Source organism: Hymenobacter perfusus (genome assembly GCF_003944765.1).
GTDB classification, from domain to species: domain Bacteria; phylum Bacteroidota; class Bacteroidia; order Cytophagales; family Hymenobacteraceae; genus Hymenobacter; species Hymenobacter perfusus.
In genome coordinates this window covers 319,488-345,825 of the sequence record NZ_RWIU01000005.1, presented here as the reverse complement: position 1 = coordinate 345,825, position 26,338 = coordinate 319,488, and the positions used below count along the sequence as shown (strand labels likewise).

24 protein-coding genes are annotated in these 26,338 nt (G+C 60.6%); 6 read left to right on the top strand and 18 right to left on the bottom strand.

Translation table 11 applies throughout. The annotated features are described in order from the left end of the window. Positions 1-93 precede the first annotated feature (93 nt). From EI293_RS16070 to EI293_RS16050, 5 genes are all read right to left on the bottom strand, one after another. On the bottom strand, positions 94-903 hold the full coding sequence (locus tag EI293_RS16070) for a DUF547 domain-containing protein (protein ID WP_125439561.1): 810 nt from the start codon (positions 901-903) through the stop codon (positions 94-96). 183 nt (positions 904-1,086) lie between these two features. After that, positions 1,087-1,914 carry an MOSC domain-containing protein gene (locus tag EI293_RS16065; protein ID WP_125439560.1) on the bottom strand — a complete coding sequence of 276 codons (828 nt, stop codon included), beginning with the start codon at positions 1,912-1,914 and terminating at the stop codon, positions 1,087-1,089. Positions 1,915-2,130: 216 nt separating this feature from the next. Next, the gene (locus EI293_RS16060) at positions 2,131-3,063 is read right to left on the bottom strand and encodes a YitT family protein (protein ID WP_125439559.1); all 933 of its coding nucleotides are present in this window, start codon (positions 3,061-3,063) and stop codon (positions 2,131-2,133) included. A 219-nt stretch (positions 3,064-3,282) separates the two neighbouring features. After that, complete coding sequence (locus EI293_RS16055; RefSeq protein WP_125439558.1) at positions 3,283-4,941, bottom strand: S8 family peptidase; 1,659 nt, start codon at positions 4,939-4,941, stop codon at positions 3,283-3,285. A gap of 96 nt (positions 4,942-5,037) precedes the next feature. After that, positions 5,038-5,445, bottom strand: a complete 408-nt coding sequence (locus EI293_RS16050) for a helix-turn-helix domain-containing protein (RefSeq protein WP_125439557.1) — start codon at positions 5,443-5,445, stop codon at positions 5,038-5,040. 579 nt (positions 5,446-6,024) lie between these two features. Here EI293_RS16050 and EI293_RS16045 point away from each other — a divergent pair. From EI293_RS16045 to EI293_RS16035, 4 genes are all read left to right on the top strand, one after another. Continuing rightward, on the top strand, positions 6,025-8,679 hold the full coding sequence (locus EI293_RS16045; protein WP_125439556.1) for a PIG-L family deacetylase: 2,655 nt from the start codon (positions 6,025-6,027) through the stop codon (positions 8,677-8,679). Between the two features lie 41 nt (positions 8,680-8,720). After that, positions 8,721-9,137, top strand: a complete 417-nt coding sequence (locus EI293_RS22135) for a hypothetical protein (RefSeq protein WP_170170406.1) — start codon at positions 8,721-8,723, stop codon at positions 9,135-9,137. A gap of 10 nt (positions 9,138-9,147) precedes the next feature. Further along, the gene (locus EI293_RS16040; RefSeq protein WP_170170405.1) at positions 9,148-9,783 is read left to right on the top strand and encodes a phosphatase PAP2 family protein; all 636 of its coding nucleotides are present in this window, start codon (positions 9,148-9,150) and stop codon (positions 9,781-9,783) included. Positions 9,784-9,964: 181 nt separating this feature from the next. After that, positions 9,965-11,650, top strand: coding sequence for a sodium:solute symporter (locus EI293_RS16035; RefSeq protein ID WP_125439554.1), 1,686 nt, complete (start codon positions 9,965-9,967; stop codon positions 11,648-11,650). 156 nt (positions 11,651-11,806) lie between these two features. Here the strand turns inward: EI293_RS16035 and EI293_RS16030 are convergent, their stop codons facing one another. The 11 genes from EI293_RS16030 to EI293_RS15980 all read right to left on the bottom strand — a co-directional run bounded on the left by EI293_RS16030 (position 11,807) and on the right by EI293_RS15980 (position 21,539). Then, the gene (locus tag EI293_RS16030; RefSeq protein WP_125439553.1) at positions 11,807-12,700 is read right to left on the bottom strand and encodes a DUF2911 domain-containing protein; all 894 of its coding nucleotides are present in this window, start codon (positions 12,698-12,700) and stop codon (positions 11,807-11,809) included. Between the two features lie 111 nt (positions 12,701-12,811). Continuing rightward, a complete protein-coding gene (locus EI293_RS16025; protein ID WP_125439552.1) occupies positions 12,812-13,345 on the bottom strand; it encodes a hypothetical protein in 534 nt (177 codons plus the stop codon). Beyond that, a complete protein-coding gene (locus tag EI293_RS16020) occupies positions 13,345-13,893 on the bottom strand; it encodes a hypothetical protein (protein ID WP_125439551.1) in 549 nt (182 codons plus the stop codon). The genes EI293_RS16025 and EI293_RS16020 overlap by 1 nt, the downstream gene beginning before the upstream one ends. Further along, positions 13,893-14,324: a YcxB family protein gene (locus EI293_RS16015; protein ID WP_125439550.1), complete on the bottom strand. Its 432-nt coding sequence runs from the start codon at positions 14,322-14,324 to the stop codon at positions 13,893-13,895. Before EI293_RS16015 ends, EI293_RS16020 begins: the two co-directional genes overlap by 1 nt. A gap of 74 nt (positions 14,325-14,398) precedes the next feature. Further along, positions 14,399-14,902 carry a hypothetical protein gene (locus EI293_RS16010; RefSeq protein WP_125439549.1) on the bottom strand — a complete coding sequence of 168 codons (504 nt, stop codon included), beginning with the start codon at positions 14,900-14,902 and terminating at the stop codon, positions 14,399-14,401. 38 nt (positions 14,903-14,940) lie between these two features. Then, positions 14,941-15,630 (bottom strand): hypothetical protein, encoded by a 690-nt coding sequence (locus tag EI293_RS16005; protein WP_125439548.1) that lies wholly within the window; start codon positions 15,628-15,630, stop codon positions 14,941-14,943. Positions 15,631-15,651: 21 nt separating this feature from the next. Continuing rightward, positions 15,652-17,484 (bottom strand): ABC transporter ATP-binding protein, encoded by a 1,833-nt coding sequence (locus EI293_RS16000; protein WP_125439547.1) that lies wholly within the window; start codon positions 17,482-17,484, stop codon positions 15,652-15,654. Positions 17,485-17,618: 134 nt separating this feature from the next. Then, positions 17,619-18,101: an energy transducer TonB gene (locus EI293_RS15995; RefSeq protein ID WP_170170404.1), complete on the bottom strand. Its 483-nt coding sequence runs from the start codon at positions 18,099-18,101 to the stop codon at positions 17,619-17,621. Between the two features lie 112 nt (positions 18,102-18,213). Beyond that, the gene (locus EI293_RS15990) at positions 18,214-19,695 is read right to left on the bottom strand and encodes a sodium:solute symporter (RefSeq protein ID WP_170170403.1); all 1,482 of its coding nucleotides are present in this window, start codon (positions 19,693-19,695) and stop codon (positions 18,214-18,216) included. Positions 19,696-19,844: 149 nt separating this feature from the next. Further along, the gene (locus EI293_RS15985; protein WP_125439545.1) at positions 19,845-20,861 is read right to left on the bottom strand and encodes an MBL fold metallo-hydrolase; all 1,017 of its coding nucleotides are present in this window, start codon (positions 20,859-20,861) and stop codon (positions 19,845-19,847) included. A 108-nt stretch (positions 20,862-20,969) separates the two neighbouring features. Further along, a complete protein-coding gene (locus EI293_RS15980; protein ID WP_125439544.1) occupies positions 20,970-21,539 on the bottom strand; it encodes a hypothetical protein in 570 nt (189 codons plus the stop codon). A 119-nt stretch (positions 21,540-21,658) separates the two neighbouring features. Here EI293_RS15980 and EI293_RS15975 point away from each other — a divergent pair, with 119 nt between their 5' ends. Continuing rightward, positions 21,659-22,312: a hypothetical protein gene (locus tag EI293_RS15975; protein WP_125439543.1), complete on the top strand. Its 654-nt coding sequence runs from the start codon at positions 21,659-21,661 to the stop codon at positions 22,310-22,312. A 75-nt stretch (positions 22,313-22,387) separates the two neighbouring features. Then, the gene (locus EI293_RS15970; RefSeq protein ID WP_125439542.1) at positions 22,388-23,554 is read left to right on the top strand and encodes a glucose-1-phosphate adenylyltransferase family protein; all 1,167 of its coding nucleotides are present in this window, start codon (positions 22,388-22,390) and stop codon (positions 23,552-23,554) included. A 129-nt stretch (positions 23,555-23,683) separates the two neighbouring features. Here the strand turns inward: EI293_RS15970 and EI293_RS15965 are convergent, their stop codons facing one another. Together EI293_RS15965 and EI293_RS15960 are read right to left on the bottom strand one after the other, a co-directional pair. Then, positions 23,684-25,516, bottom strand: coding sequence for a M61 family metallopeptidase (locus EI293_RS15965; RefSeq protein WP_125439541.1), 1,833 nt, complete (start codon positions 25,514-25,516; stop codon positions 23,684-23,686). Positions 25,517-25,660: 144 nt separating this feature from the next. Further along, a complete protein-coding gene (locus EI293_RS15960) occupies positions 25,661-26,311 on the bottom strand; it encodes a class I SAM-dependent methyltransferase (protein ID WP_170170402.1) in 651 nt (216 codons plus the stop codon). Between the last annotated feature and the right edge of the window lie 27 nt (positions 26,312-26,338).

Genomic DNA, 26,338 nt, shown 5'->3' with positions numbered 1-26,338 from the left:
AAGCAGCAGTAGGGAAAGGCGGGAGGGGCCTGAAAAGCAGCAGCCCCGCACCGCTAAGCGGTACGGGGCGGCCGTGGTGCGGGTTGGCGGCGACTAGTGTTTGCCCAGCGCCTGCGAGTTGCTCAAGCCGGTCCGGTCGTTGAGGGCCCAGTTGAAGGAGAGGTACTCCACCTTGGCCGTGGGCAGCACCGGCACCAGCGCGTAGCGGTTCACAAACTCAATAACATGGGCCTGGGGACCAAACTCCGCCGAGTAGGCTTCGAATAAGCCGGAAAGCTGCACCTGTTGCGGCGTGAGCTGGTTGAAGGCCGGGTCGTTGAGGAAGCGTTTGGCCTGGGCATCGAGCTGCTCGTTGAGGCGGGCGCCGGTGTAGGCTTCGGCCAGCACCGGGGGGCAGGAGGCCGCGCCGTACATCAAAGCAAAGTGGACGCGCGGGTCGTGAAACTGGTTGCGCAGCACTTCCCGCTCAATCTGATTGAGCGAGTACACTTGGCCGCCCACGTTCACCACCGGTGCTTCCCAAGGCGACTTCAGACCCCCAATTTCCTTTACCCGGATATCATTGATGCTGGCCAGCGGGTAATACTGCAGAATCAGGGACGCGGCGGCGGCGTTGTAGGTGTTAATCCAGAAGGCCTTGGTATCGTCCGGAGACCAGGTTTGCGGGTCGGGCTTTACTTTGCGCAGGCTCTGCAGGTAGTCCAGCAGCTGGGTTTCCTCGTCCAGCATGGCCTCGTAGTTGAAGCGGCCATCGGTGGTGACGTGGTGCTGCAACAGCTGATTCCAGGGTTTCTGCAGCTTTTCCAGGTCCGGGTTTGCCACCGCGTAGCTCAGGGCCGGCCACCAGCTCAGCAGCAGAAAGGCCAGGAAAAAGCGGGAAACCAGACGGGGCAGCAACGGCATGAGCAAGAACGAAGGGGCGCGTAGAATAAACAAAGATAAGCAGCTGACCCAGAATCATCCGAAGGCCTGCTGCCAGCTTGCTGGCCTCGATTCAACGTTGCGTTTATCCAAGATTGAAAAGAGGGAAACAAATATATAGGATTCGCCGCCGCCAGCCAACGTGCCGCAAGCAGCCGGCCCGGGCTACGCCTTATGGCTGACCACGGCCAGCGCATCGCCGACGCGCACGGTGCCCCGGCCCCCGCTGGTCACGTTCTGTCCAAACATGACTTTGCTGCCCTCCGTGCGGTAGGTAGCCAGGGTGCGAAGCGGCTCACCAGCGGGGTTTTTCCGGGCAGTGGCCTGGTCGATGGTGGTGAGCACGCACCGGCCGCAGGCGCGCACGGCCCGGAAGGTGGTGTCACCGATCTGGAAGTCGGCCCAGCCGTCCTCCGCAAACGCCTCGCCGCCGCTGAACACCAGATTGGGCCGGAACCGGTCCATGGCCACCGGCTCGGCCAGCCGCGCGTTCAGCTCGGCCAACGACTCCTGCCCGATCAGCAGAAACGGATAGCCATCGGCGAAGCTCACCAGCTGGCCCTCGGGGTTGTGCTCGGGCTCCACGTCGCGCCGCACCATATCCGACATGTACACCAGCTTGCACTCCTCGCCCAGGGCCTCCGTCAGCCAGGCGTCGCAGGCGGGCTTACCACGCCAGGCAAACACCATATCGTCCCAGATGGTCACGAACAGGGTTCTTTCGGGCGTAGCCTCGAAGGGCACGTATAGCGGCAGCAGCTCGGGGCGCTGCTGGTGGCTGAGCAGGAACCCGTTGTAGGCCGGCGCTACCTTCAGGTGGGCCATGGCGGCAGTCTGCCGCTGCGTCATAAACTGGTTGCGGGCATTCACAATCAGCCAGCGCCGGTCGTGGCGCAGGCCGCGCGGTTCCACGGTGGCCTCGGTGAGACGAATGCCGCCCAGGGATTTTACCGGATAGATGTACAGATCGGAGAGCAGGAGAGGAGCAGCCATGCTGCAAAGATTGTTGAATTGTTGGAGTGTTGGAGTGTTGAATAGTTGAAGTGGTGAACTGTCATTGCGAGCAGCGCGAAGTAATCCTTCCTTGTCAGGACACAAACCCACGGCAAGCACAAAGCCCCTGACGAGCGGACGCCAGGGGCTTTGGAACAGGTCAGGGCTTCTATCTGCGTACAGGACGGATTCCTTCGCGCTGCTCGCAGTGACAGTTTAATGCAACGGCCGCTTCTTGATCATGCCGCCTTTGGTTTCTTTCACGCTGTGCATCACCATGAAGGCGTTGCGGTCAATCTGCTCGACTTCAGCTTTGAGCTTGGTGAGCTCCAGACGGGTGATGACGGTGAAAACGATGTCGATGGCATTAGCCTGGTGGCCGTGAGTGCCGTAGCCGCCCTTGCCGCTGTACACGGTGGCACCCCGGCCCATTTTCTCGGTAATCATGCGCCGGATGGCATCCGCCTGCCCCGACATGATGGTGACGCCGGTGTACTCTTCCAGGCCGTCAATTACAAAGTCGATGGTTTTGGCAGCGGATAAATAGGCCAGAATGGAATACAGCGCCGTTTCCAGGGACAGCACGTAGGCGGCCACGCCGAAGATGACGATGTTGAACACCAGCACAATGTCGCCGATGGTCATGCTGGACTGCTTGCTGAAGAAGATGGCCATGATTTCGGTGCCATCGAGCACGCCGCCGCCCCGCATGGCCAGTCCGATGCCGGCCCCCAGAAAGAACCCACCAAACACGGAAATCAGCAGCTTATCGTGGGTGATGATGGGGTAGGGCACCAGGGCCAGCACCAGGGCCAGGGCCACGATGCCCAGCAGCGTACGAATAGCCACGCCGGGGTCGAGTTGCCGCCAGGCCATGAGCACGAACGGGAAGTTGAGCAGCACAATGAGCACCGGCAGCGGCCAGCCGAAAATCTGGACCAGCAGCAGCGAGATACCCGTCACGCCGCCATCCAGAAAGCCGCCGGGCAGCAGAAAGCTCTCCAGGCCAAAGCCCGCCGACAGCACGCCCGCTACCATCATCAGCGTATTTGTAATCTGTCGTCGCCACCAGAGCCGGTCGCGGGGCGGACTTTTTGGGGCGGAAGCAGCGGGTTGAGCAGGCGGTGTGATAGTAGCAGGTGGAAGCATTCTGTACAGAAACAGGAAATGAGAAATCGGGCCAAACAGCAGAAGCCGCTTAACAAGGATACGCGTATTTGAGCCGCAACGTTAATTTTTAGCCAACCAGCCAGCCGCTACAACGGAGCCGCCGCACCCCTAAAAAAGCAAACTGCCCCGGCCGCCGCGCCGTCTTTTTAACGACCCGGTGACAGGGGCAGGGTTGCGTGCCGGCCGCGAATCGGGCCTTTACTGCGTGGGCTGCTGGGCCAGCTGCACGGCCCGGTACAGGTTCACAATGCCGCCCGTGCTGGACAACTCCGCGAAGTCTACCAGCTTGTTGGTGCCGGGCTGGCGCACTTTGGTGTGGACCGGCTGGGCCGAGGCCAGAATGATGCGCTTGAGCTGCGCCGCCGTCAGCTGCGGGAAGTACGATTTGAGGGTGGCGGCAATGCCCGTGACCACCGGCGCGGCCATACTGGTGCCGCTCAGGTTACCGTATTTGCCGCCGGGCAGGGTGGAGTAAATCTGGTTGCCGGGCGCAAACACATCCACCTGCGTCTTGCCGAAGTTGGAGAAGTCGGCGGCCAAAGATTCGTCGTTGAGGCGGGACGAGGCCCCCACGGTAATCATGTTCGGAATGCGCTGGCCGCTCCGGAACACCGGGGCCGGGTATTGCAGCGTCTTATCCAGGTCGTTGTTCTCGTTGCCGGCCGAGTGGATCAACAGCACGCCCTTGGTGTCGGCGTAGCGGATGGCTTCCTCCACGGCCGGCCGCTGGGGCGAGTAGTACTTGCCGAAGCTCATATTGATGATCTGAGCCCCGTTGTCCACGGCGTAACGGATGGCGTTAGCCACGTCCTTGTCCCGCTCGTCGCCGTCGGGAATGGCGCGCACGGCCATCAGCTGCACGTTGGGCGCAATGCCGAGGATGCCCTCCCGGTTCTCCCGGTCGGCCCCGATGATGCCGGCTACGTGGGTACCGTGCAGGGCGTCAGGGCCGGTTACGTCGCGGTTGCCGTAGTTGCGCTGCTGCACGTTGTCGGGCTGGTCGCCCACTACGGGGCGGGGGTTGAACTGCAGGTTCAGGCCGTACTCCTGCTGGTCCTCGGTTTCCTGGAGGCCCTTTTTCATCTCCACCAGCACGTCATCCATCGAGGCGAAGCCGGTCTGCACCAGCATCTGGTAAATACCCTTTGATACCTGGCGCAGCTCGGGGTCCTGGGTAGGCGGGGTGCGCAGGGTGGCCGTATCGAGGCGGGTTACGCCGAGGGCCGCCTTGAGGCCCTCGGCCCCCTGCGCGTTTTCAGCGTAGGCCTGGCGGTAGTTCCGGAGCTGCTCCACGTTCTCCTTCACCTTGGCATCGTAGCTCTTTTTTACCTTGAGGTAGAGGTCGTACTCGGCGCGTTTGGCGGCGGGCACGGCGGTGCGGGTTTTGCCCTTGTAGAGGGGCTGGAGCCGGGCCAGCAGGCGGGTTTCTTCCAGGGTTTCCTGGTTGATGTTGCGCCCATCGGCCCCGCCCAGGTAGTTCCAGCCGCGCACGTCGTCGGCGTAGCCGTTGCGGTCATCGTCCTGGCCGTTGCCCACTACTTCCTTGGCATTGCGCCAGAGCACCCGCCGCAAATCGGCGTGGGTAGTGTCGATGCCGGCATCAATTACGGCTACTATTACGGGCGTGGAGGCTTTGCCCTGCAGCAGCTCCTGGTAAGCGCGCGTCACGCTCACCCCCATCACGCCGCCATCCTGTTGGGCATCGAGCAGGTACCACTGCGGAGACACCACGGGCACCGGAGCCGCCTCAGTAGTAGGGGCCGAAACCGACGGGGGCGTACTCTGGGCCGCAGCCAGTACCGGAAATAGGAAGGAAAGCCCCAGCAGTCGGAGCCGGGCGGAGAGGGGATATGCCATAGAAAAGAAGTCAGAAACGAAACGGAACCCCGCTATACGCAAGCACCGGGCCAGTAGCCTCAAAGGTACGCCCCGATTTTCCGGATCGGGGGCACCTTACTGGGCCGGGGCGGTGCCCTGGGCGTGGGGCAGCAGCCAGATTTCGCCGGTTTCGTTCAGGGCCTGGTAGCGGATGTTTTTACGGTAGGATATAGTGAGCAAACCCGCTTCGGCCAGCACATCGGCGGCGCGTTGCAGGGCCTGGGGCGAGATGCCCACCACAGCGGCCAGCTCGGCGTTGGTGCCCTCGGGCGTAGCCATAAGGGCGTAGGCCAGCCGCCCGAAGGTGCGGCGGCGGCGCGGGTCGCGGGAACCCACAAACCGCCCCAGCGCCCGCCCCAGACGCTCCCGGATGGCCTCGGGCGTCATCGGAATGGGTACGGGCAGGCTGCGCTGGGCAATGCGCTGGGCCAGCAATTCCACCACGGAAGGAGCCGACGCCTCGGCGGGTACCTCATCAGCCATACACTTCAACAAAAACACCCGCCGCCCCAGCCACCACCCCGGCAGCCCCACGGCATGCAACGAACATAGGAAAGTACGGGATGAAAGTCAAGGTTGATAAGATGAAAAATGCCTGCCAAACACTGAATACAGTGGGCGATACGCCAAACATATCGCCGGAAAAGATTTAGGGTGCGGTTAAAAGACTTTAGGTTTCTATTGGCAGGATTTAGTTGGCTGTTGATAGATTTTAGGAAGTAATGGATAAGATATAGGAATTAGCATGCAGGATTTAGGTGTCAATTGAATGGATATAGAAGGAAAGGGACAGGATGTAGGGTGCGGAATCGGTTTCTAACCTTGCTGTAAGCTGTGTCTGAAAAGCCCGAAACGGTCATGCTGAGCTTGTCGAAGCATCTCTACCGCTCCGCATGAATCGTCAGACGAAACGGTAGAGATGCTTCGACAAGCTCAGCATGACGCTCAGCCGGTTGCAAGCGACTTTCCAGGCTGTGCCTGCCGGACCGGAGCAGGCGGGGGGCTGCAACCTCCCGGCCGGTCGCCTATCTTTACTGCCCGGCCACTTCATCTGCCTCGTTCATGCGCTTCCGCTACTTCCGCACCGCCCTGGCGGCATTCTTAATTACTAATTACTCATTACTAATTGGCACAACCCACGCCCAGGCCCCCAAAACCTGGTCGTCGTCGGAGATTCTGCTGGGGCTGAAGAAGCTGAATGTGCTGGGCTCGGCCCTGTACGTGGCCGCCCACCCCGACGACGAAAACACCCGCCTGATTGCCTACCTCGCCAACGGCCGCCTCGTGGAAACCGGCTACCTCAGCTGCACCCGCGGCGACGGCGGCCAGAACCTCATCGGCCCCGAACTGCGCGAGGGGCTGGGCGTTATCCGGACGCAGGAGCTGCTGGCGGCCCGCCGCATCGATGGGGGCCGGCAGTTTTTCACTCGCGCCAACGACTTCGGCTTTTCCAAAACGCCCGAGGAAACCTTCACCATCTGGGACAAGGAGCAGGTGCTGGCCGATATGGTCTGGGTGATCCGGCAGCGCCGCCCCGACGTCATGATTACCCGTTTCCCGCCCGACGGCCGGGCCGGCCACGGCCACCACACCGCCTCGGCCATGCTGGCCATCGAGGCCTTCTCGGCCGCCGCCGACCCCAAGCGTTTCCCTGAGCAGCTCCAATACGTGCAGCCCTGGCAGGCCAAGCGGCTGCTCTGGAACACCGGCAGCTTCTTCGTGAAGGCCGGCGAGGACATGAGCCAGTACCTGAAGCTGGATGCCGGCGGCTACAACCCGCTGCTGGGGCAGAGCTACGGCGAAATTGCCGCCCGTAGCCGCTCCCAGCACCGTAGCCAGGGCTTCGGCAGCAGCGCCCAGCGCGGCGAGGCCCTGGAGTATTTCCAGCCCCTGAAAGGCGACAAAGCCACCACCGACCTGTTCGATGGTGTGGATATGACCTGGAACCGGGTGCCCGGCGGCGCGGCCGTGGGCAAGCTGGTAGACGAGGTGATTCGCAAGTACGACCCGGCCAATCCGTCGGCGAGTGTGGCTGGGCTGCTGAAGGTGCGGGAGGCTATTAATTCGTTATTCCAGAGGGCTGCCGACTTTCATCAGTCAAAGGAAATATCGAGCGAAGCAATTAGGATACGCTCTGAAAATGAGTTAGCCGAAGCTCATTTCTGGGTTCAAAACAAAATTCAGCAAAATGAGGAGCTAATTCGTGCTTGTTTAGGTATTCATCTAGAAGCAACAGCCGAAGCTCCCACGGTACCTTTAATGAATAAAAATATTGTAGGTGGAATCGATAATACCATCAAGGTTGATGTCGAAATAATAAACCGTTCATCAATCGATGTAAAAATAATATCAGTAGCTGTCGAGCCTAATGATTATGAAGGACAATTCGATAACAACAAAGATATTGCTCATCAAGCTCCGTCATTGCGTAAAGAGCCAACAACCTTGATGCGCAATGAAAAAGCCAAGATTCGTAGTTCTCAAGTTGGTTATTGGAATGAACTGAAATCTCAACCTTACTGGCTGCAAAAGACAGGAACTACGGGCATGTACGTAGTTGTAGAGCCACGCCAGAGGGGCAACGCAGAGGGCTATCCTGCGGCTACTGCCATCGTCAGGATTCAGGTATTAGGGCAAGCTCTAACCTTCGACGTTCCCGTCCAATACAAAAGCACCGACCCGGTGGAAGGGGAGAAGTACCGCCTGCTGACGGTGGTACCGCCCGTAGCCGTGAACATTGGCGGCCACGCCTTCGTGTTTGCCGATAACCAGCCCAAAATCATTCCCGTGACGCTGCGCGCCGGCAAAGCGGGGGTGAAGGGTACCCTGGCCCTGAACCTGCCCAAAGGCTGGACCGCCGAGCCCGCCAGCATTCCCTTCGAGCTGGGAGCCAAAGACGCCGAGCAAACCGTGCAGTTCCGGGTGCAGCCCGGCGCGGGGGCGGCGGAAGGCAAATCGGAGCTGCGGGCCGTGGCTACTGTGGACGGCCAGGCGTACTCGCGCGGCTACCAAACCATCGAATACACCCACATTCCCACCCAAACGCTGTTTCCCGAAGCCGTGGCCCCGCTGGTGAAGCTGGACCTGCGGCGCAAGGGCCAGGAAATCGGCTACCTGATGGGGGCCGGCGACGAGGTGCCCGACGCCCTGCGCCAGATCGGCTACACCGTAACCCTGCTCAAGCCCGAGGACCTCACCGAGCCGAACCTGCGCCGCTTCGACGCCGTGGTGCTGGGTGTGCGCGCCTACAACACCCTGGACCGCCTCAAAACCCTGCAACCCACGCTGCTGAAGTACGTGGAGCAGGGCGGCAACCTGGTGGTGCAGTACACCGTGAGCCGGGGCACCGTGCTGCCGCAAATCGGCCCCTACCCGCTCACCCTCAGTACTGACCGGGTAACGGTGGAAAATGCCCCGGTTACTTTCCTCAACCCCAGCCAGCCGTTGCTCAACACTCCCAACAAAATCACGAGCAAGGATTTCGAGGGCTGGGTGCAGGAGCAGGGCCTCTACTACCCTTCGCAGTGGGACCCCAAATACAAAACCGTGCTCAGCAGCGCCGACCCCGGCGAGAAAGCCAAGGAAAGCGCCATCCTAGTCGCCGATTATGGCAAAGGCCACTACATCTACACCGGCCTCAGCCTGTTCCGGGAGCTGCCCGCCGGCGTACCCGGCGCGTACCGGCTGCTGACCAATATGGTGTCGTTGGGGAAATAAACCCATTGTTTAATGCATAATTCTTCTGTATAACAAATTATATGAATTATTTAAACATGCTGTTATTAAGTATTAGGTGTTGTTTTTTACTTGATAATAATGATTATTTGCTTGATAAATTATGTTATTCTGTTGATAAAATTGAATTTATGCATAATGATGATTATCCCAAAAATAGTGGGGTGTATATATTATATCTTAGGAGGGGGAATTATAAATACAGGATTTTTTCAGAAGTAGAAGATAAAAGAAATAAAAAATGCATAAAGGTAGGTAGGTGTTATAAATTCAGTTTGCAAGATTATTACGTTCAAGACAGAAGGTTTCCAATAGATCTTGAATTGGCTCAATCGGATGCAATAGTGATAAATGGAAATCGAATCAACAGGAAGGAGGGAGAATATACAAGCGTATTCTATGATGAAAATTTACAAGGCTTATGCTTTAAACAGGATTAGCATTGGTAGTTTGCTGGTACTAAGTTCAGTACCGCTTATTCTGCTGCTGATAGTAGCCGTGGACGAACCGCTGGCCGGGCTCTTGCACCGGCATGGCGCGCTGCTGCGGCCGTTTTTTGTGGGCTTTATGTGGGTCCACGATGCCACCACCACCCCGCTGCTGACGCCGTGGCTGTGGCTGGCGCTGCTGCTGGTGTTTGCCGTGGCCCGGCTGCGACGCTGGCCCCACTGCACCATCTGGCTGGTGGCGCTGCTGACGTTTGTGAGCAGCCAGGGACTGCGCAATATGATGGCTCTGTACTTCCACCGGCCCCGGCCGTGGCAGGTATTCGGAGACCTGGCCGCCAACGCTGATTTCTGGCAGTTGGCGGGCCGATTCAATGCGTTTCCCTCGGGGCACGCGGCCAACGCGGCGGGGCTGCTGCTACCCTGGGCGCTGCGGTTCCCCCGGGCGCGGCCCTGGCTGCTGGGCTGGCTGGGGCTGGTGTGCCTGGGCCGGGTAGTGCTGGAGTTTCACTGGCTCAGCGACGTGGTAGCCGGGGCCGCTCTGGGCCTGCTGCTCACCTGCATCTGGGAGCTGGCTACCGGCTGGCTCCAGCCTGTTCCAATAATTCAGGCAACTTCACCGGTGCCGAATGCCTCCTGAGTAGGTATCTTGCACCTGTTCTTCGTCCTAGCCTTTCCATTGTGCTGCACCATCCTACTTCACCGGCTTCCGAAACCGAAAAACCGCCGCTGTTGCCCTCATGGAGGGCGTGGTACTGGCTGGTGCTGGGCGCGCTGGGCGTGGAAATCGGGCTGTTCGTGTACCTGACCCGGGCGTTTGCATGAGCGGGCTCGACTGGCTGATTCTGGGCGGAACGCTGCTGTTCATTGTGGGCTACGGCACCTGGCGCACCCGCCGCGCCGGCGAGTCGCTGGACGGCTATTTGCTGGGCGGGCGGCAGGCGTCGTGGTGGGCCATCGGGCTCAGCATCATGGCCACTCAGGCCTCGGCCATTACGTTTCTGAGCACCCCCGGCCAGGCCTACGACGACGGCATGCGCTTCATCCAGTTCTACCTGGGGCTGCCGGTGGCCATGGTGCTCATTGCCATTTTCGTGGTACCCATCTACCACCGGCTCCAGGTATTTACGGCCTATGAGTACCTGGAAGGGCGTTTTGACCGGCGCACCCGCACCTTTGCGGCGCTGCTGTTTCTGGTGCAGCGGGGCCTGAGCAACGGACTGAGCTTATACGCGCCGGCCCTGGTGCTGTCGGCTATTCTGGGCTGGGATATTCAGCTGACGGTGTGGCTGCTGGGCACCGTGATGATTGCCTACACCGTATCGGGCGGCACGCGGGCCGTGATGGTGACTCAGCAGGGCCAGGTGGCCGTGATTTTCGTGGGGCTGCTGGTGGCGGGCTACCTGCTGGTGCATTATATGCCGGCCGAAGTCGGGTTTACCGATGCCATGCGCGTGGCCGGCCACCAGGGTAAACTCAACCTCATCGACTTCCACTTCGACCCCACCGACCGGTACAACTTCTGGTCGGGCATGACGGGCGGCCTGTTCCTCGCCCTCTCGTACTTCGGCACCGACCAGAGCCAGGTGCAGCGCTACCTCACCGGCCGCAACGTGACGGAAAGCCGGCTGGGCCTGCTCATGAACGGCCTGCTCAAGATTCCGATGCAATTCGGGATTCTGCTGCTGGGCGTGCTGCTGTTCGTGTTCTACCAGTTCAACCCCGCCCCGCTCACCTTCAACCGGCCGGTGTACATGAAGGTGGCCCATTCCGAGCAGTACGGGCCGGCGCTGCGGGAGCTGGAGCGCGAACACGCCACCCTATTCGAGGTGCGCCGCCGCGCCACCGGCCGCTTGGTGCAGGCCCTCAAAGGCGAAAACCCCGCCGCCATTGCCGCCGCCGAAACCCACCTCCAGGCCACCCAGGCCGCCAACCTCGGGCTGCGCCAGCAGGCCCAGCAACTACTCAAAAAGGCCGAGCCCACCACCGAGGCCAAGGATACCGACTACGTGTTCCTCACCTTCGTGCTCAACTACCTGCCCCAGGGGCTGGTGGGGCTGCTGGTGGCCGTAGTGCTGAGTGCCGCTTTGGGCTCGGCTGCCGCCGGCCTCAACGCGTTGGCCTCTACCACGGTGGTCGATTTGTACAAGCCGCGCCGCCAGGGGCAGTCCGAGGCGCACTACGTGCTGGCGTCGCGGGCAGCGGCCGTGGGCTGGGGCGTGCTGGGCATCGGGTTTGCCACCTTCGCCGCCCGCCTCGAAAACCTGATTCAGGCCGTGAACATCCTGGGCTCGTTGTTCTACGGCACCATTCTGGGTATTTTCATGGTGGCCTTCTTCCTGAAAGCCGTGGGCGGCCGGGCTGTTTTCTGGGCCGCCGTAGTGGCTCAGGCCGTGGTGCTGACCCTGTTCTTTACCACCGATATCGGCTACCTCTGGTTCAACATCATCGGCTGCGGCGTGGTGGTGCTGGGGAGTCTGTTGGGTCGCAAGACTACAAAAGGCTAAAAAGCTAGTTCCCCTCCTTGGAAAGGAGGGGTTAGGGGTGGTTGACAACCGTTGAACGGTTTCTAGAAATTAGATTCTAGTATCGTTCAACATAAAATCAACCACCCCTAACCCCTCCTTTTCAAGGAGGGGAACTAGCTTTTTAGCCCTCTGATCTTAGAGCTTGCCGGCTTTCTTGGCTTCCATCATCAGGTCCTCGTTCATTTTCACGTAGTCGGCGTTTTTGGCTTCGAGGGCCAGTTTCTTGGACTGCTCGGCGGCCGTGATGGTGCCTTTGTAGTCCTTCATCTTCATCCGGATTTTGGCTTCGGTGAGGACGTTCCAGAACTTGGGGTCGGTGGCGTTGGCCTTCTGCATCCAGGCCAGGGCCTGCTTCAGGTCCTTGTCGTTGTCGAGGTAGTAGACGGCGGCGGCGGCCAGGTCGCCGTTGCTGGGGCTGGCGTTTTTGATGACTTTCTCGTCAATCTGCGCCATCACCTTCGGCTCCACGTCGGAGGTGATTTTGAACTTGGCCCCGGTCATTTCCCACTGCATGTCCACGTTGGCGGTGGCGGGCGTGAGGTCGGTGAAGTTCATGGTGAAGGTTTCCACTTTGGTGGGCACCTTGTAGGTTTTGATGGTGAAGCGGGCCACGTCCTCGTCGTCCTTGAAGCCGTCTACGTTGGCGCCCATCTTGGTGCTCTTGTTCAGGACCACAATCCACTCGGTTTTGCCGGGAATAGTGTAGAGGCCGTACTCGCCGGCGGGCACCTTTTTGCCCTCAATGGTTACGTCGTCGGAGAATTTGAGGCTGGTGGTGGCGTTGGCCCCGGTGCGCCACCGCTTGCTGAACGGAACCAGGTTGCCGAAGGCCGTGCGGCCGCGCAGACCGGGGCGGGAGTAGGTCAGGGTAACATCGGTGAGGCCCACGCGCTGCTGAATGGTGCTTTTGGGGCTGGCCTGGGGCGTGCTGATCTGGGCCTCGGCGGCGGCGCTCAGCAGCAGGCCGCTTACCAGCAGCGTGGCGCTCAGGGCGCGGGAAGAAGACGTGCGAAAAGTCGAAGTAATCATTCGTAAAGAGAAAAATGGCGTTGGGAATTCGAAGCGAAAGTAGGCAAATCTGCCCGGGTACGCCGTGCAGAATGCCGGCTTACAGACGGGCACTTGCCCGGCGGGTTGCGGCTAGAGCTGCGGTTGCGGAATGTTGTGGCGGGTGAGCAGCGCGGCCACCTCGGAGGCCGTTGCGGGCGGTTGCAGGCGGCGCAGGTCGAGGTAGTAGCAGGCGGCCTCGGTGGGGTAGAGCAGCAGCCAATGCGGCTGCACCCATACCGCCCGCCGAATCAGCGCCCACTTGCCGGAAAACTGCCCCAGCGCGCTACGCCCGATGATTTCGGTAGCCGTCAGGGTAAACTCCACGGGCTGTTGCAGCGTTGGGTTTTTGGCGTAGCCCCGGCGCAGCTGGTAGCGCACCAGCCCCGCGCGGAACAGCGCGTACAGCACCGCCACGGCCAGAAAAACCAGGGTAGACGGCTGGGTGAGTTGGCCGTGCTGGTACAAGTCCAGCCCCACGCTCACGCCCAGCAGCGCCACGGCCGCGCCCAGAATCCAGTGGTTGAGGCGGGTGCGGGGACGAGCCCGCCAGAGCCGGAAGTTCACGGCCACAAATTCCTCGGCAGACAGCTGCACGCCGGATAGCACAATGGGGGTTGGTTTCATCAGGGGGCGAAGGTAGCCGCTGAGCCGCTTTCTTCCCGTTTCCCAATCAGGGCCAGCACGTCCACGGGCGTATACGGGGCCGGCACCCGCCGCAAATCCAGGTAATAGCAGAAATCGGGGCCGGGGTAGAGTAGGAGCCAGTCGCCGACCTGCTGCACGCGGGTAAGGTTGTACCAGGGCAGCCGCTGCCAGCCCTGGGGCCACTGCACCGCCAGGCCCGTTTCGGAAACCCGGAAGCTCAGCGGCCGGGGCTGCGCCTGAAACTCCCGAAATGCTCGGCGGTATTTTCTCCGCTGGTGCAGCAGGCCTAATGGCGTGAAAATGACAAGCAGTAAAACGTACATGACAATTCCTTGCCTGAGTGCATACAGGGAAAAAGCCGCACTTGTAAGGCCCAGGCAAAACAACACAGTGCGCTTCCAAGGGTTGGAGGCGGCTGGCCTGGGCTGATCAGCTAATTCCGGGTACCGCTGCCGCTGCTGCGTCTGGTGAATCAGCTGGTACTCCGGGAAGGTGGGCGGGGTGGTGGGGAGGTTGATTGGGGGCATCAGGAGGATTGCCGGAAGAAATCCAAGACATCGGACGCCGTAGCCGGGGACTGCACCCGGCGCAAGTCCACAAAAAATGCCGTTTGCGTGGACGTTTGCAGCAACAGCCAGTTACCAAAGTGACGCAACTGTACCACTGCCTCCCAACTCAATTTGGTGCGAAACGACGGAGCCGTTACCTGCACGCCATCATCGTCCAAGGTATAAGTAACGGCTTCCTGCAGAAACGTACTTCGATGGTACTGCTGCCACGTAGGCCAGATTAGCAATACGGGCAGGGCTACGGAAAACAATAAAGCCAACGGGGCATCGTGCCAAAAATCCACTATTGATTGCCAGCTAAATCCCGACAGCCCTAGTGCCGCCAAGGTACAGGCAACCGGAAGCAGCATAACCAACGCAAGTGGCCGTGTTTGGAAGGTGAAGCGCAAGGACAGAAGCAGGTACTGCCAGAACGAGAGCCGGACGTTGGGGATAATCAGGGACATTGGTGAAATACAGGTGCTTATTGGATAACAATACCGTGTTGCTGAAACAACGCCCGTAAATCAGCCTCGGTGGCCGGGGCCTGAATCCGGCGGCTGTCCAGCAGGTAGCCTTGCTGGTTTTTATTTGCGAGAAAATACCAGTCACCCACTTTCCGGGCGCTGTGTACCGTATGCCAGGCGCTAGTGCTCTGCAAAGCCCTGCTATGCAGCGCAATACCGGTTTCCGACAGCGTGTAGGTGACTGGCTGCTGGTGCAAAGGTATTTTGTTGAAGCTGCGCTTCAGGAGCACCCGATTGGCAAACACAAGCATTCCAACCAGCAGCGCAATAAAAAAAGCAGTTAAACCTATTTTAAAAGGAACCGATGTAGACGCTGTATCGGCAAACCAAGCTGTATACAGCAAGTAGCCCAGTAGTAAAACGTAGATCCACCATCTTTGCCTGAGCAACATATGTTGCTGAATCTGGCGGAACTCCAGGAAGGAAATTTGAATGTCGGGGATAGTAATGGTGCTTTGCATCAGCCCAAAGATAAAGGCCGCAGTAGGAGTTTTACGCACTATTCAGATTCCGCAACCAGCACTGTGTGGTTAATGCCCAGCCGCTGAAATTGGTGTAGGAAAGGCATAACAACCGAGGCAGGTAGTCGCTCATCCAGCCGCAGACATATAATGGCGCGGTGGCCGTGAATGGCATAAGCAGCTTGGTTAGCCACCCGGAGCAATGCCGTTAACTGGTCGTTTGGAGCGGAATAGGGAATGCCCTCCGTCGGTTTTTTTCGCTCCCAGCTTGGGGTAGCCAGCCAGTCCGGTAGTTGCCGAATATCAGAGCCCAGGTATGGCAGCAGCGGCACCTGTTGCAGTTGTTCAGCGGATAGCTGCAAGCCGTACTGTTGGCTCAACAGTTCAATGGCTTTTGTCTGGAGCTTGGCGGTGCTGGCGTGCATGTATAGCCGTTTCTGCGCATCCAGGGAGAAAATGAACTGGGTCGGCGGTAGCCGCCAACAGTCATTGACACTGCTTGGTAGCTGTACAACCGGTAAATCAGCCGAAAATCTGGCCGAAGACATGAACAGAGTGCTAAGCAGTAACAGCAACCCGCCCCACAGCCCTAGTTCCGGCCGCAGCAACTCGATACGTGGTAGTCGGTGTGTCATGGTATAGGTCGGCCGTGGTGGATTTTGGACTGTACTTGCCTGAAATATATCAGGAAAAGAAAACGGGCAACGCATCCGCGCCGCCCGTTTCATGCAATCCGTGAAATCCGTGCTTTACGTTAGCTCAAACTGCAATTTCAGCAGGTTGGCGTAGAGGCCGTTTTCGGCGTTGTTGAGCTCTTCGTGAGAGCCTTGCTCCACAATACGGCCGCCGTCGATAACCAGAATCTTATCCACCTTGCGGATGGTGCTCAGGCGGTGGGCAATGATGATGCTGGTGCGGTTCTGCATCAGCTCATCCATGGCCTGCTGCACCAGCTTCTCGCTTTCCGAGTCGAGGGCCGAGGTGGCTTCGTCGAGGAGCAGGATGGCGGGGTTTTTCAGGATGGCGCGGGCAATGGCAATGCGTTGGCGCTGTCCGCCCGAGAGCTTGATGCCCCGCTCGCCCACCAAGGTATCCAGCCCTTCGGGGAACGACTGAATGAACTGCCAGGCATTGGCCCGACGGGCGGCGTCGATGATGTCGGCCTCGGAGGCTCCGGGGCGGCCGTAGAGGATGTTCTCCCCAATGGTGCCACCAAACAACATGGTTTCTTGAGGCACGATGCCGATGTGCTGGCGCAACTCGGTCAGATCCAGTTCATCAATATTGCGGCCGTCTACTGAAATGCTGCCGCCGCTGAGCGGGTACAGGTGCATGAGCAGCTGCACGATGGTGCTTTTGCCGGCCCCGGAAGGCCCCACCAGGGCTACTTTCTCACCGGCTTTAATATGAAAGCTGATGTCTTTGAGTACCGCTAAATCGGGGCGGGTGGGGTAGCGGAACTGCACGTTGTCGTAGCGGATGTCGCCGCCTATCTGCAAGGGCGCCACGCCGGCCGGGCGGGGCTGGTGCACCGGCTCGGAGGTTTCGTCCAGAATTTCCAGAATCCGCTCCGAAGCGCCCAGGCTGCTCTGAATCTTGCCGTACATCTCGCCCAAACCACCTACTGAGGCCCCGATGAACATGGTGTACAGGATGAAGGATACCAGGTCGCCCATGTCTAAGTGGCGCGGGTCGGAGAGGGGGAGTTCCACGTACGTAGCGCCGCGCCACAGCACCAGAAAGATGCCGCCAAAGATGGCCACGATGATAAACGACACAAACGCGCCGCGGTAAATGCTCGATTTCAGGGCAAACTGCACGGTGCGGTTTAGGCCGGCCCCGTACCGCTCCACCTCGTGCTGCTCACTGGTAAAGGCCTTTACCGAGTTGATGCCCTGCATCGTTTCCTCGACTACCACGTTGGTCTTAGCCAGCTCGTCCTGGGTTTGCTTGGAGAACTTCCGGATGCTGCGCCCGAACAGGAACGCCAGCAGCACCAGCGGCGGAAACGTGGCCAGCATAAACAACGAAAGTCGCCACGACTCCCACATAATGAACGCTACCCCGGCCAATAACGTCAGAATCTGGCGCATAAATTCGGCCAGTGTCAGGGAAAACGTATCCTGAATGTTGGCTACGTCCGAAGTCAGGCGGGAGGTGATTTCGCCCACGCGCCGCTGCTCAAAAAACGGGATGGGCAGCGTTACCAGCTTCTGGTAGAGCGTGCGGCGAATGTCGCGCACGGTAAACTCACTGACCCGCGAGAAAAAGAAGATGCGTCCGAAAGAAAATAGGCCCTGCACCAGCACAACTCCGAAGAGCAGTGCCGCAATACCCGTGATGGTGTGGGGCAGAAACAGAGGTAGCTTGGCAGTTTGGTGATTGGCAATGTTTACCAGATAGCCCAGCATCTTGGGCATGATCATAGTCGAAATACTGCTTAACAGCAGCAGCAGCAGCCCCGCAATGAATGGAGCTTTGTACGGCAGTACGAAGCGAAAAATCCGCAGCCCCTGTTTAAAGTTCTCCTTAGTAAGCTTGACCTTGGGAGCATCGGCCCCCGCCTGGCCACTGGTATTCATTCCGCTTCTGGCTGCCATTTCTGTTTAGAAGTGAGAAGTCAGAAGTGAGAAGTAAGACAATGCCCAAGTACCTGCGTGCGGGCACCTGAGCATTGACTCACTTCTCACTTCTGACTATCTCCTGTCTCAATTCACTATTCAAATTTATTCTTGCCCTGCTCTACCTTCAGGCCTTCGGAATTGCCGAAGGGAATGGGCAGACGCACCTGGGTGGCAATGGGCTGGCCCTTGCGGGTGGCCGGTTTCCAGGCCGGCATCTGGCCCAGTACCCGCAGCGCCTCCGTGTCGCACTCGGGGCTGAGGGGCTGCACTACCGAGGGGTTGGTGAGGTGGCCGTCGGCTTCCACCGTGAAGGTCATCACCACGTTGCCGCTGATTTGCTTGACGCTGGCCGCTTCCGGATACTTTAGGTTTTGCTGAAAAAACGTGCTTAAGCCCTGAGTTCCGCCCGGAAACTGCGGGGGCGCATCGGGGCGGTTGGCGGCGGGTTTGGCCTGGGCTTGCATCCGGCCGGGCTGCAGCTCCACGGGCTGTTTGGGAGCCGGAGCCGTTTGCTGGGCCTGTGCCGCCTGATAGGTCAAAGCTACAAGCCCGAAGATGAAGAAAGCGTGTTTCATAGGGTTGGCAGGTTGGAAGTGGCATTGTAATCGTTCGTCATGCATTGGCAAGCTCAGCACAACATTCTGATGAATGACCTCTGACGCAAAGGTACGCCTCCCTAAACAACGCCTACGCCACGGGGTTCAATTCGAGGTTGCGGGGGCGCGAAATGGCCAGCAGCCCTAGGAAAGTAATCAGCCCGTTGAGCATCAGAATCTCGAAGCCGAACTCATAACCCCACCAGGCTTTGGAGTTGCTGTTGATAAACCACGTCAGCAGCGGAGCCACTACGCACACGGGCAGTACCAGCTTATCGGTGAGGCCGCGGCTGGTGAAGATGCCGAACGAGAACAGGCCCAGCAGCGGCCCGTAGGTGTAGCCCGCCGCTTTGAACACCGAGGTAATCACGCTCTGGTCGTTGATGGCCCGGAAAATCAAAATGATGATAATCAGTACAATGGAGAAGCCAAAGTGCGTAGCCTGGCGCAGCTGCTTCTGCTTGGCCTCATCATACTGTTTGATGTCGAGCATGTCCACGCAGAAGGAGGTGGTCAGGGCCGTCAGGGCCGAGTCGGCGGAGGCGTAGGTGACGGCAATGATGCCCAGGATGAACACGATGCCGGCAAACAGGCTGAAGTGGTTGGTAGCCAGCAGCGGAAATACATTGTCGCCGATGACTTTGCCGGTGGCCGGGTTCAGGGGCAGGGCAATGCCCTTGGCGGCGGCAAACTTATAGAGCAGCACGCCCAGGGAGAGGAAGAACACGTTCACCACCACAATGGCCAGCGTAAACCAGAACATGTTTTTCTGGGCGTCGGGTAGGCTGCGGCAGCTCAGGTTTTTCTGCATCATATCCTGGTCCAGCCCGGTCATGACGATAGTGATGAACGCGCCCGAGGCGAACTGCTTCCAGAAGAACTTATCATCCTTGGGGTCGGAGAAGTAAATCTGCGACATGGCGCTTTCCTTCACCGTTTTTACCAGTCCGGCAAAGCCCAGGTTCAGCTCGTCGGCCATCAGGTAGATGCTCACCGCCACGCACACCAGCATGGCCAGCGTCTGGAAAGTATCGGTCCAGAGGATGGTTTTGAGGCCGCCCCGGAAGGTGTAGAGGTAAATCAGGAAGATGCTGACCGTAACCGTCACGGCAAACGGTACGCCCAACCCATCGAACACGGCAAACTGCAGCACGCCCGCCACCAGAAACAGCCGGAACGCGGCCCCCACGGCCCTCGAAATCAGGAAGAACAGCGCCCCGGTTTTGTAGCTCCAGAACCCGAACCGCTGCTCCAGGTAGGTGTAGATACTCACCAGCCGCATGCGGTAGTACAGCGGCATAAGCACAGTGCCAATTACCAGATAGCCCACAATGTAGCCCAGCACCACGGCCATGTAGCTCCAGCTCTGGGAGGCTACCATGCCGGGAATAGAAATGAACGTGACGCCCGACAGCGAGGTGCCAATCATGGCGAAGGCCACCATGTACCAGGGCGCGTTGCGGTTGGCTATGAAGAACGACTCACTGGTAACCTTCCGCGAAGTGAGGTAGGCAATGATGATGAGCACGACGAAATAGCCCGCAATCAGGCTCAGAACGAGGGTGGGGGACATGGAGAAGCAGTTACCGGTTGCCGGTTACTGGTTGCCAGTTCGAGGAGAAAAAGCAACAAGCCGTCGGCCACGGATGAAATAAGGTATCAAAGCTACCAACAAGCGGCTAACTACACGCTATTCATCTACCTGATAACCGGCAACCCAGCCTATACCCACTCCTGCCAGCGGAGCACTTCCCCCACGGCGGGCGCATGCAACTCGCCACGCAGCATACCGCCCTGGGCTACGTGCCGGAGCTGCTGCAGCGGCTCGGAGGCCGGCTCGTCGCTCAGGTCAAAGGTGCCGTAGTGCATGGGTACCACGTGGCCGGCGCGCAGCTGGTTCACCGCTTTGGCGGCCTCGTGCGGATTTACGTGGCTCATCTGCATCATGTAGGCCGGCTTGTAGGCTCCAATTGGCATCAGTACGATATCCAGCGGGCCAAACTGCTTTTCAATGGCCTCGAAATGCGGGGCCATCGACGTGTCGCCGGCGAAGTACAGGGTACGGCCATCGGGCAGGCGCAGCAGGAAGGAACCCCAGAGTACCGTGTTCAGATCGGTAAGCCCCCGGCGGTGCCAGTGGGAAGCGGGCAGATAAAACAGCTCAAACGGCGCGTCCAGTCCCAAATCGAACTGCTGCCACCAGCCGGCTTCCTGCACCGGTAGCTCCTGGGCCATGCCCCGCAGCAGCCCCGCCATGCCCAGCGGCCCCAACGCCCGTAGCTGCGGATTCTGGCGGGCCAGTAGCTTAACTGATTTCTCGTCCAGATGGTCGCGGTGGCCGTGGCTGAGCAACAGGTAATCGAGGCCGGTGAGCTGTTCCACTGCGCAAGGCAGCGCATGGCGGCGGCGCAGGCCCAGAGAGGAAAACAGCACCGGGTCGAACAGCAGGGTTTTGCCACTCACCCGCAGCACAAATGAGGCGTGGCCCAGCCACACCAGCCCGTCCTCACGACCTTGCAGAAAAGCGGTGCAGTCAACCACCGTCGGCACCCAGGTATCCGCCTTCTTAGCCTCTTTCTGCGGGTTTTTGCTGAGCTGCCATTTGAGCACGGTACCGAAACCGGGCTCGTACAACTCCTCCCCATTGCAGTATTCGCGCCCGATCATCCTGTTGCCGGGGTAGTTGGGCTTGATGATGGGCAAGTGCGGATTGGAGACGAAACGGGGAGCAGAAGCCATGAAAGAGAAGAATACAGCGGAAAACCGTCCCAAAGAAACAGCAAAACAAACGGGCAATCCGAAGCTGGTTCAGATTGCCCGTTTGCCTGTTCCCTGAAGGACAGAATATCAATAGCCAAGTGGTGTACCCGACCCGAACAATGGCGAATACGCCCCGCCCGGATATGCCGTGGCCCCGTTGCTCACCCGCACCCCGCCCGATACCGAGAAATTCTCGGTGATGTGATAATCGGCCCGCAGATTCACGCCTGTCCCCAGGTTGCCCCCGAAGCCGGCGTATGGATTTACGGTGAGGCCGTTGGTGGGCGTCAGATCCTTCCAGGCGGAGCCGGTGAGCGTGAGACGAGGTGAAAGCGCATACTGCCCGCCGCCCTGAATCAAATAATGGTTCGTGGCATTTGGCAGGGTTCGGCCATTTTCGCCGAATGGCGCGTAGGCGAGCCCCGGCGTGGTACGTAGGTACGTAACGCCGCCAAACACCGAGAACCGCTTCGTGAGCGGCACCGAAACCGTGGGGCTCAGGTAGGTGGCCGAGCCGTAGCGACCGGCAAACGTGGCCCCGGCCTCCAGGTGGTAGCGCGGCTGCAGCCCCAGCCGTGGCCGGGCAGGCTCGGTGGTTTGGGCCTGGGCAGTGACGGTCAGTAGGCAACCAATCGAAAGCAGAGAAAGTCGGATCATAAGTGGGGCCGCCGGGCAGCGGGTGAAATCAGTAGCTAAGGTACGAAACGACAAGCGGCCCGAAGTGGTGCGTGGCCGGAGAAAAAACACAACCTTGCGCCACTCTATTGCAGTTACCCATGAGCGAATTCCAATCGTATCAGCGCTTTCCGAATGTAGAAGTGGCCCAGCCCCTGCTGCAGCTGCTGCATCAGCACGATATTCCCTACGAAACCCTCCTGGATCAGCCCCGCATCGACCCGTCGTTTGCGTTCAATCCTACCAACTCCTACTTCGTGGTGCAGGTGCGGCCGGCCGATATGGAGGCCGTCCGGGCGCTGGAACGGGCCGCTGATGAGGTATTGACGGCCACTGCCCCGGCCGACCACTACCTGTTTCGCTTCACGGAGGAAGAGCTGCTGGATGTCCTGCTCAAGCCCGATGAATGGAATAGTTTCGATGTGGCCCTGGCCCGCCGCATTCTGCACCAGCGCGGTCAGCAGGTCAGCCCGGCGCTGCTGGAGCGGCTGCGGCAGCAGCGCCTCCATGATCTGGCCCAGCCCGAGCCGTCCCAGAAGGCCTGGGTGCTGTTTGGCTATGCGGTGGCTCTGTTGGGCGGCTTGGTAGCCATGTTTATCGGCTGGCACCTGTACCGGCATACCCGGCAGCTGCCTGACGGCCGCACCGTGCCGGCCTTCAGCCGCGCCGATCAGGCGCATGGCCTGCGCATTCTGATTCTGGGCGTGGTCTGCTTCGTGGGGTCCGTGGTGTGGCGGTTGCTGGCTGGCGGGTAGCGCGCGGGTACGGGTAGTTTCGGCGGTTAGGGCAGGGGTTGCGTAAGCAGAGTCGTTTCGCCGACTGATCTGCTTATGCAAACTCCCGTTCTTAACCAGGCCCGTGGCACGCGTCTGCACGGCCAGAAAGTGCTGGTGCTGGTACTGGCCGGCGGGGCCGGCTCCCGCATGGGGGCCCTCACCCGGCGGCGGGCCAAGCCGGTGCTGCCCTTCGCGGGCACCTACCGCCTCATCGATTTCGCCCTCTCCAACTGCGTCAACTCCGGCCTCACCGACGTGTGGGTGCTGGAATCCTACGAGCTGCACACGCTCAACGACCACCTTGGCGGCGGCCGGCCCTGGGACTTGGACCGTACCTACGGCGGGCTGCGGGTGCTACCGCCCGCCACTGGCCCCGAAGGCGGCGGCTTTGCCGGCGGCAATGCTGATGCGCTCTACCGGCAACTGCCCCTGATCCGGGAGTTTGCCCCCGATGTGCTGCTGGTCCTCTCGGCCGACCATCTTTACACCCTCGATTTTGGGGCGGTGCTGGCCGAACACCTGCGCCGCCGCGCCCACCTGACGATGGTCACCACGCCCGTGCCGCCCCAGGACACAGCCACCCGCTTCGGCAACGTGCGCCTGACCCGGGCCGGGCGGGTGCAGCGCTTCGCCTACAAGCCCACCCGGCCGCTGTCGGATACCATTACCACGGAGGTCTTTCTCTATGACATGGCCACGCTCGACCGCACGCTCACGGAACTGGCCGCACAGCACGCCAACCTCAAGGATTTCGGCGACTACCTGCTGCCCGCCCTGGTGCAGAACGGCCGCGCTTACGCCTATCCGCTGACCACCTACTGGCGCGACGTGGGCATCCCGCAGGTGTACTGGCAGGCCCACATGGACGTGCTCGATGGTCACGGTGTGCCGCTGGATGCTCCCAACTGGCCCCTATACACTCTGGCCCTGCCGCGCCCCCCGGCCCGGCTGGATGCCGGCAGTGAGGTGTCGGATAGCCTGCTGGCACCCGGCTGTCGGGTAGCGGGCACCGTGCGCCGCAGCGTGCTGGGACCGGGCGTGACGGTGGCCGCCGGGGCCGTGCTGGAAGAATGTGTGCTGTTGGGCAATACCCACGTAGCCGCCGGCGTGCACCTGCGCCGCGTGGTGGTCGATGCCGGTTACGACCTGACGGAAGGCCGCCGCTGGTGGGGCGAAAAGGTGAAAGTGCTGGGCGACCCCGCCGACGAGGAAACCGCGTAGGCCGTACCGGTCCGGCAGGCGCAGCCTGTCGGACCGGTTGCCGCGTGCTGATGTTGTTGCGTCGTCGTGCGGGTGTCAGCTTACTTCAACCGGTCCGACAGGCTACGCCTGCCAGACCGGGGCATGTAGCTACCTTGCCTTCCCGCTCAGCCACGCTTCCCGGAACTTCTTCTGGGCCTTCGTGACGGGGCGTTTGGCGTCTTCGTAGGTCACTACTTCCAGCGCGTTGTCTTCCTGGAGCGTGACGGTAGCCGTGCGCACGAGGCCGCGGGTGCGGTACTCCAGGGGCAGCGCGTCGCCGGGCTTGTGGGCGGCCAACAGAGTTTGCATTGCTTTGGCATTGATGGGCTTGCGGCCGTCCAGCTTCAGCACCACGTCTTCCCGGTCCAGGCCGGCCTGGTAGAGGGGGCTGCCCAGCAGGGTAGTGCCCAGCGTGGCGGTGCTGTCGGGGTTGAACTGCAGACGGGCTCCCAGTGTGGTGTGGCCGGCGCGGGCCGGGCGCACCAATAGTCCGGCTGGAGCCAGCAGCTGCTCGTATTTCGGCAGCTCGTGGCCCGTAATGTGCTGGCGGAAAAACTGCCCGGCAAAGGCCGTGTCCTTCGTCACCGTACCCAGCACTTGTTGCAAATCGCGCAGGGTGTAGGGTTTGGCGGGGGCGTAGTTCTGCTGCGCGCCGTGCTGCTGCCAGAGGGCGCGCATGTAGGTGTCGAGGTCGGTTTTAAAGCGGCTACGCAGCTCCAGGTCCAGGGCCAGTGCGTTGGCGGCCCCGATGTAGTAGTAGCTCAGGTAAGTATTCGCGCGGTTGTTGGGGTCGATGGCAGCGGCGGCATCCACGAACGGGGCCTGCTGGCTCATGTACACCGGCGAGTAGCGGGCGGCCCCGGGCGAAAGCAACATCGCGCCCACGATGCCGCTGAGGGCTTCCTTGGCGTATTCCGCATCGGTGTACACGCCCGCCCGGCGCAGCAGCAGCTCGCCGTAATACTGCGTAAAGCCCTCGGCAAACCACAGGTTGCTGCTCATGTTGGCCCGCTGAAAGTCGAACGGCTCCAGATCCTGGGGGCGCAGGCGCTCCACGTTCCAGCTATGGAAAAACTCATGGGCCACGGTGCCCAGGTTGTCGATGGCCCCGGGGCCGCGCAAGGGGCGGTTGCTGGTGAGGCTGGTGGAGTTCCGGTGCTCCATGCCGTCGCCGCTGGTCTGGGGCAGGTAGTTGGCCACGAAGGTGTAGCGGCCGAAATCGTACTCCGGCAGCCCCCCGAAGATGGCGGCGGCTTCCTTTACCACCTTTTTGGTATTGGCTACGTAGGCATCCAGCTCGGCGGGCGTACCATCGTGCAGCACCTGCATTTCGATGGTGCGGCCTGCTTCCTGCCAGCTGCGCACCTGCTGCGGCCCCAGTGAAGTAGGCGAGTCCATCAGGTATTGCAGGTGCGGCGCGGTCCAGGTGCCGTTGGCTTCGGGCTTGAGCTGGGAGGCTACCGTCCAGCCCTCGGGCAACTGAAACTGCACGGCGGCGGGCCGTTGCTCCAGCCCCTGGGCGTACGCCAGCGTGGCGGGCATGTTCAGGTGGGCGTGGCGCTGGTCGATGCCGGCGTAGGTGCCGTCGGTCCGGTCGCCGAAGAGGGTGTAGGTGAACACCACCGTACCGTCGTGGCCGGCCACGGCCCAGCCGTAGGGGTCGGGTTTGACCACCGACAAGACCTGGCCTTTCGAGTCGGTGGCCTGCACGTCATATACGTTCTTGGCAAACTCGTGCAACGCGTAGCGGCCGGGCGAGGAGCGGGCCATACGCACCTGCAGCGGTCCGGCCGGCACCTCCCGGAACGTAACCGTCACCCGGGCTTCGTGATGGACGGCGTTGGGGAAGGCCAAAGAGTACTGTACGGGAGCCTGGGCCAAAGCGGGGCGGCCCAGGGCCAGCGGCAGGCTTAATAGAAGCAGGGCGGCGGTTTTCCGCATAACTCAGTCAGGAAACAGGTAGAAGATGGATACAGACGCGAACCTACGGCTTTCCGTTGCCGGTTGCCAGTTGTCGGTTTTTAGTTCTTGGTTTTTGGTAGAACGTCATTCCAACTCAATAACCAAAAACGAATAACCAATACCTTACGCCGCTCGCCACACGCTGGCTTCTACCATTCGCCCAAAAAACTGCCCGGCCGCTTCCGGCATCAGGCCGATGCGGTGCAACTCGGCCTCAATGGGCGGCCGGTGGCGGGCGCTGATGCCGGTAGTCAGCCCGAAAAAGTGGTACATCAGTCCCAGCAGCAGCCGGTGCCACCACGCTTTGGGTGGTCCGAAATCGGCCAGCAGCCAAACGCCTGTGGGTACCAATGCTGTCCGCAGCCGCCCCACGATGTCGCGCAGCCGGGTGGGCTCAAACAGATCCAGGAAGAAAAACGTCAGTACCGCTTCGAACAGCTCCTGCGGCTGCAGGGCGGCCTCCGTACCCAGCCGAAACTCCACCTGCGCCGCGTGCTGTGGCAGACGTCGGTGCAGCCACTCCTGGCTTTGGTGCAGCATCCGGGGCGAGGCTTCCAGGTACAGCAGGCGAGCCGCCGGGTTGCGCCGCAGCACCTCGCCCAGCACCCAGCCCGTACCACCCCCGATGATGAGCACCCGGGCCGCCCCCGTCGGCAGGCCGGCCGTCAGGACCGCCTGCTGCGCCCGGCGCAATGCCGGGCCGTACACTAGCTGGGCCAGCGGATCGTAGAAAGCCGCCACGAAATCAAAGCCGGAATCAGGAAGGGAAGGCATAGCAGCAACAAACAGCCGGCAAGATGC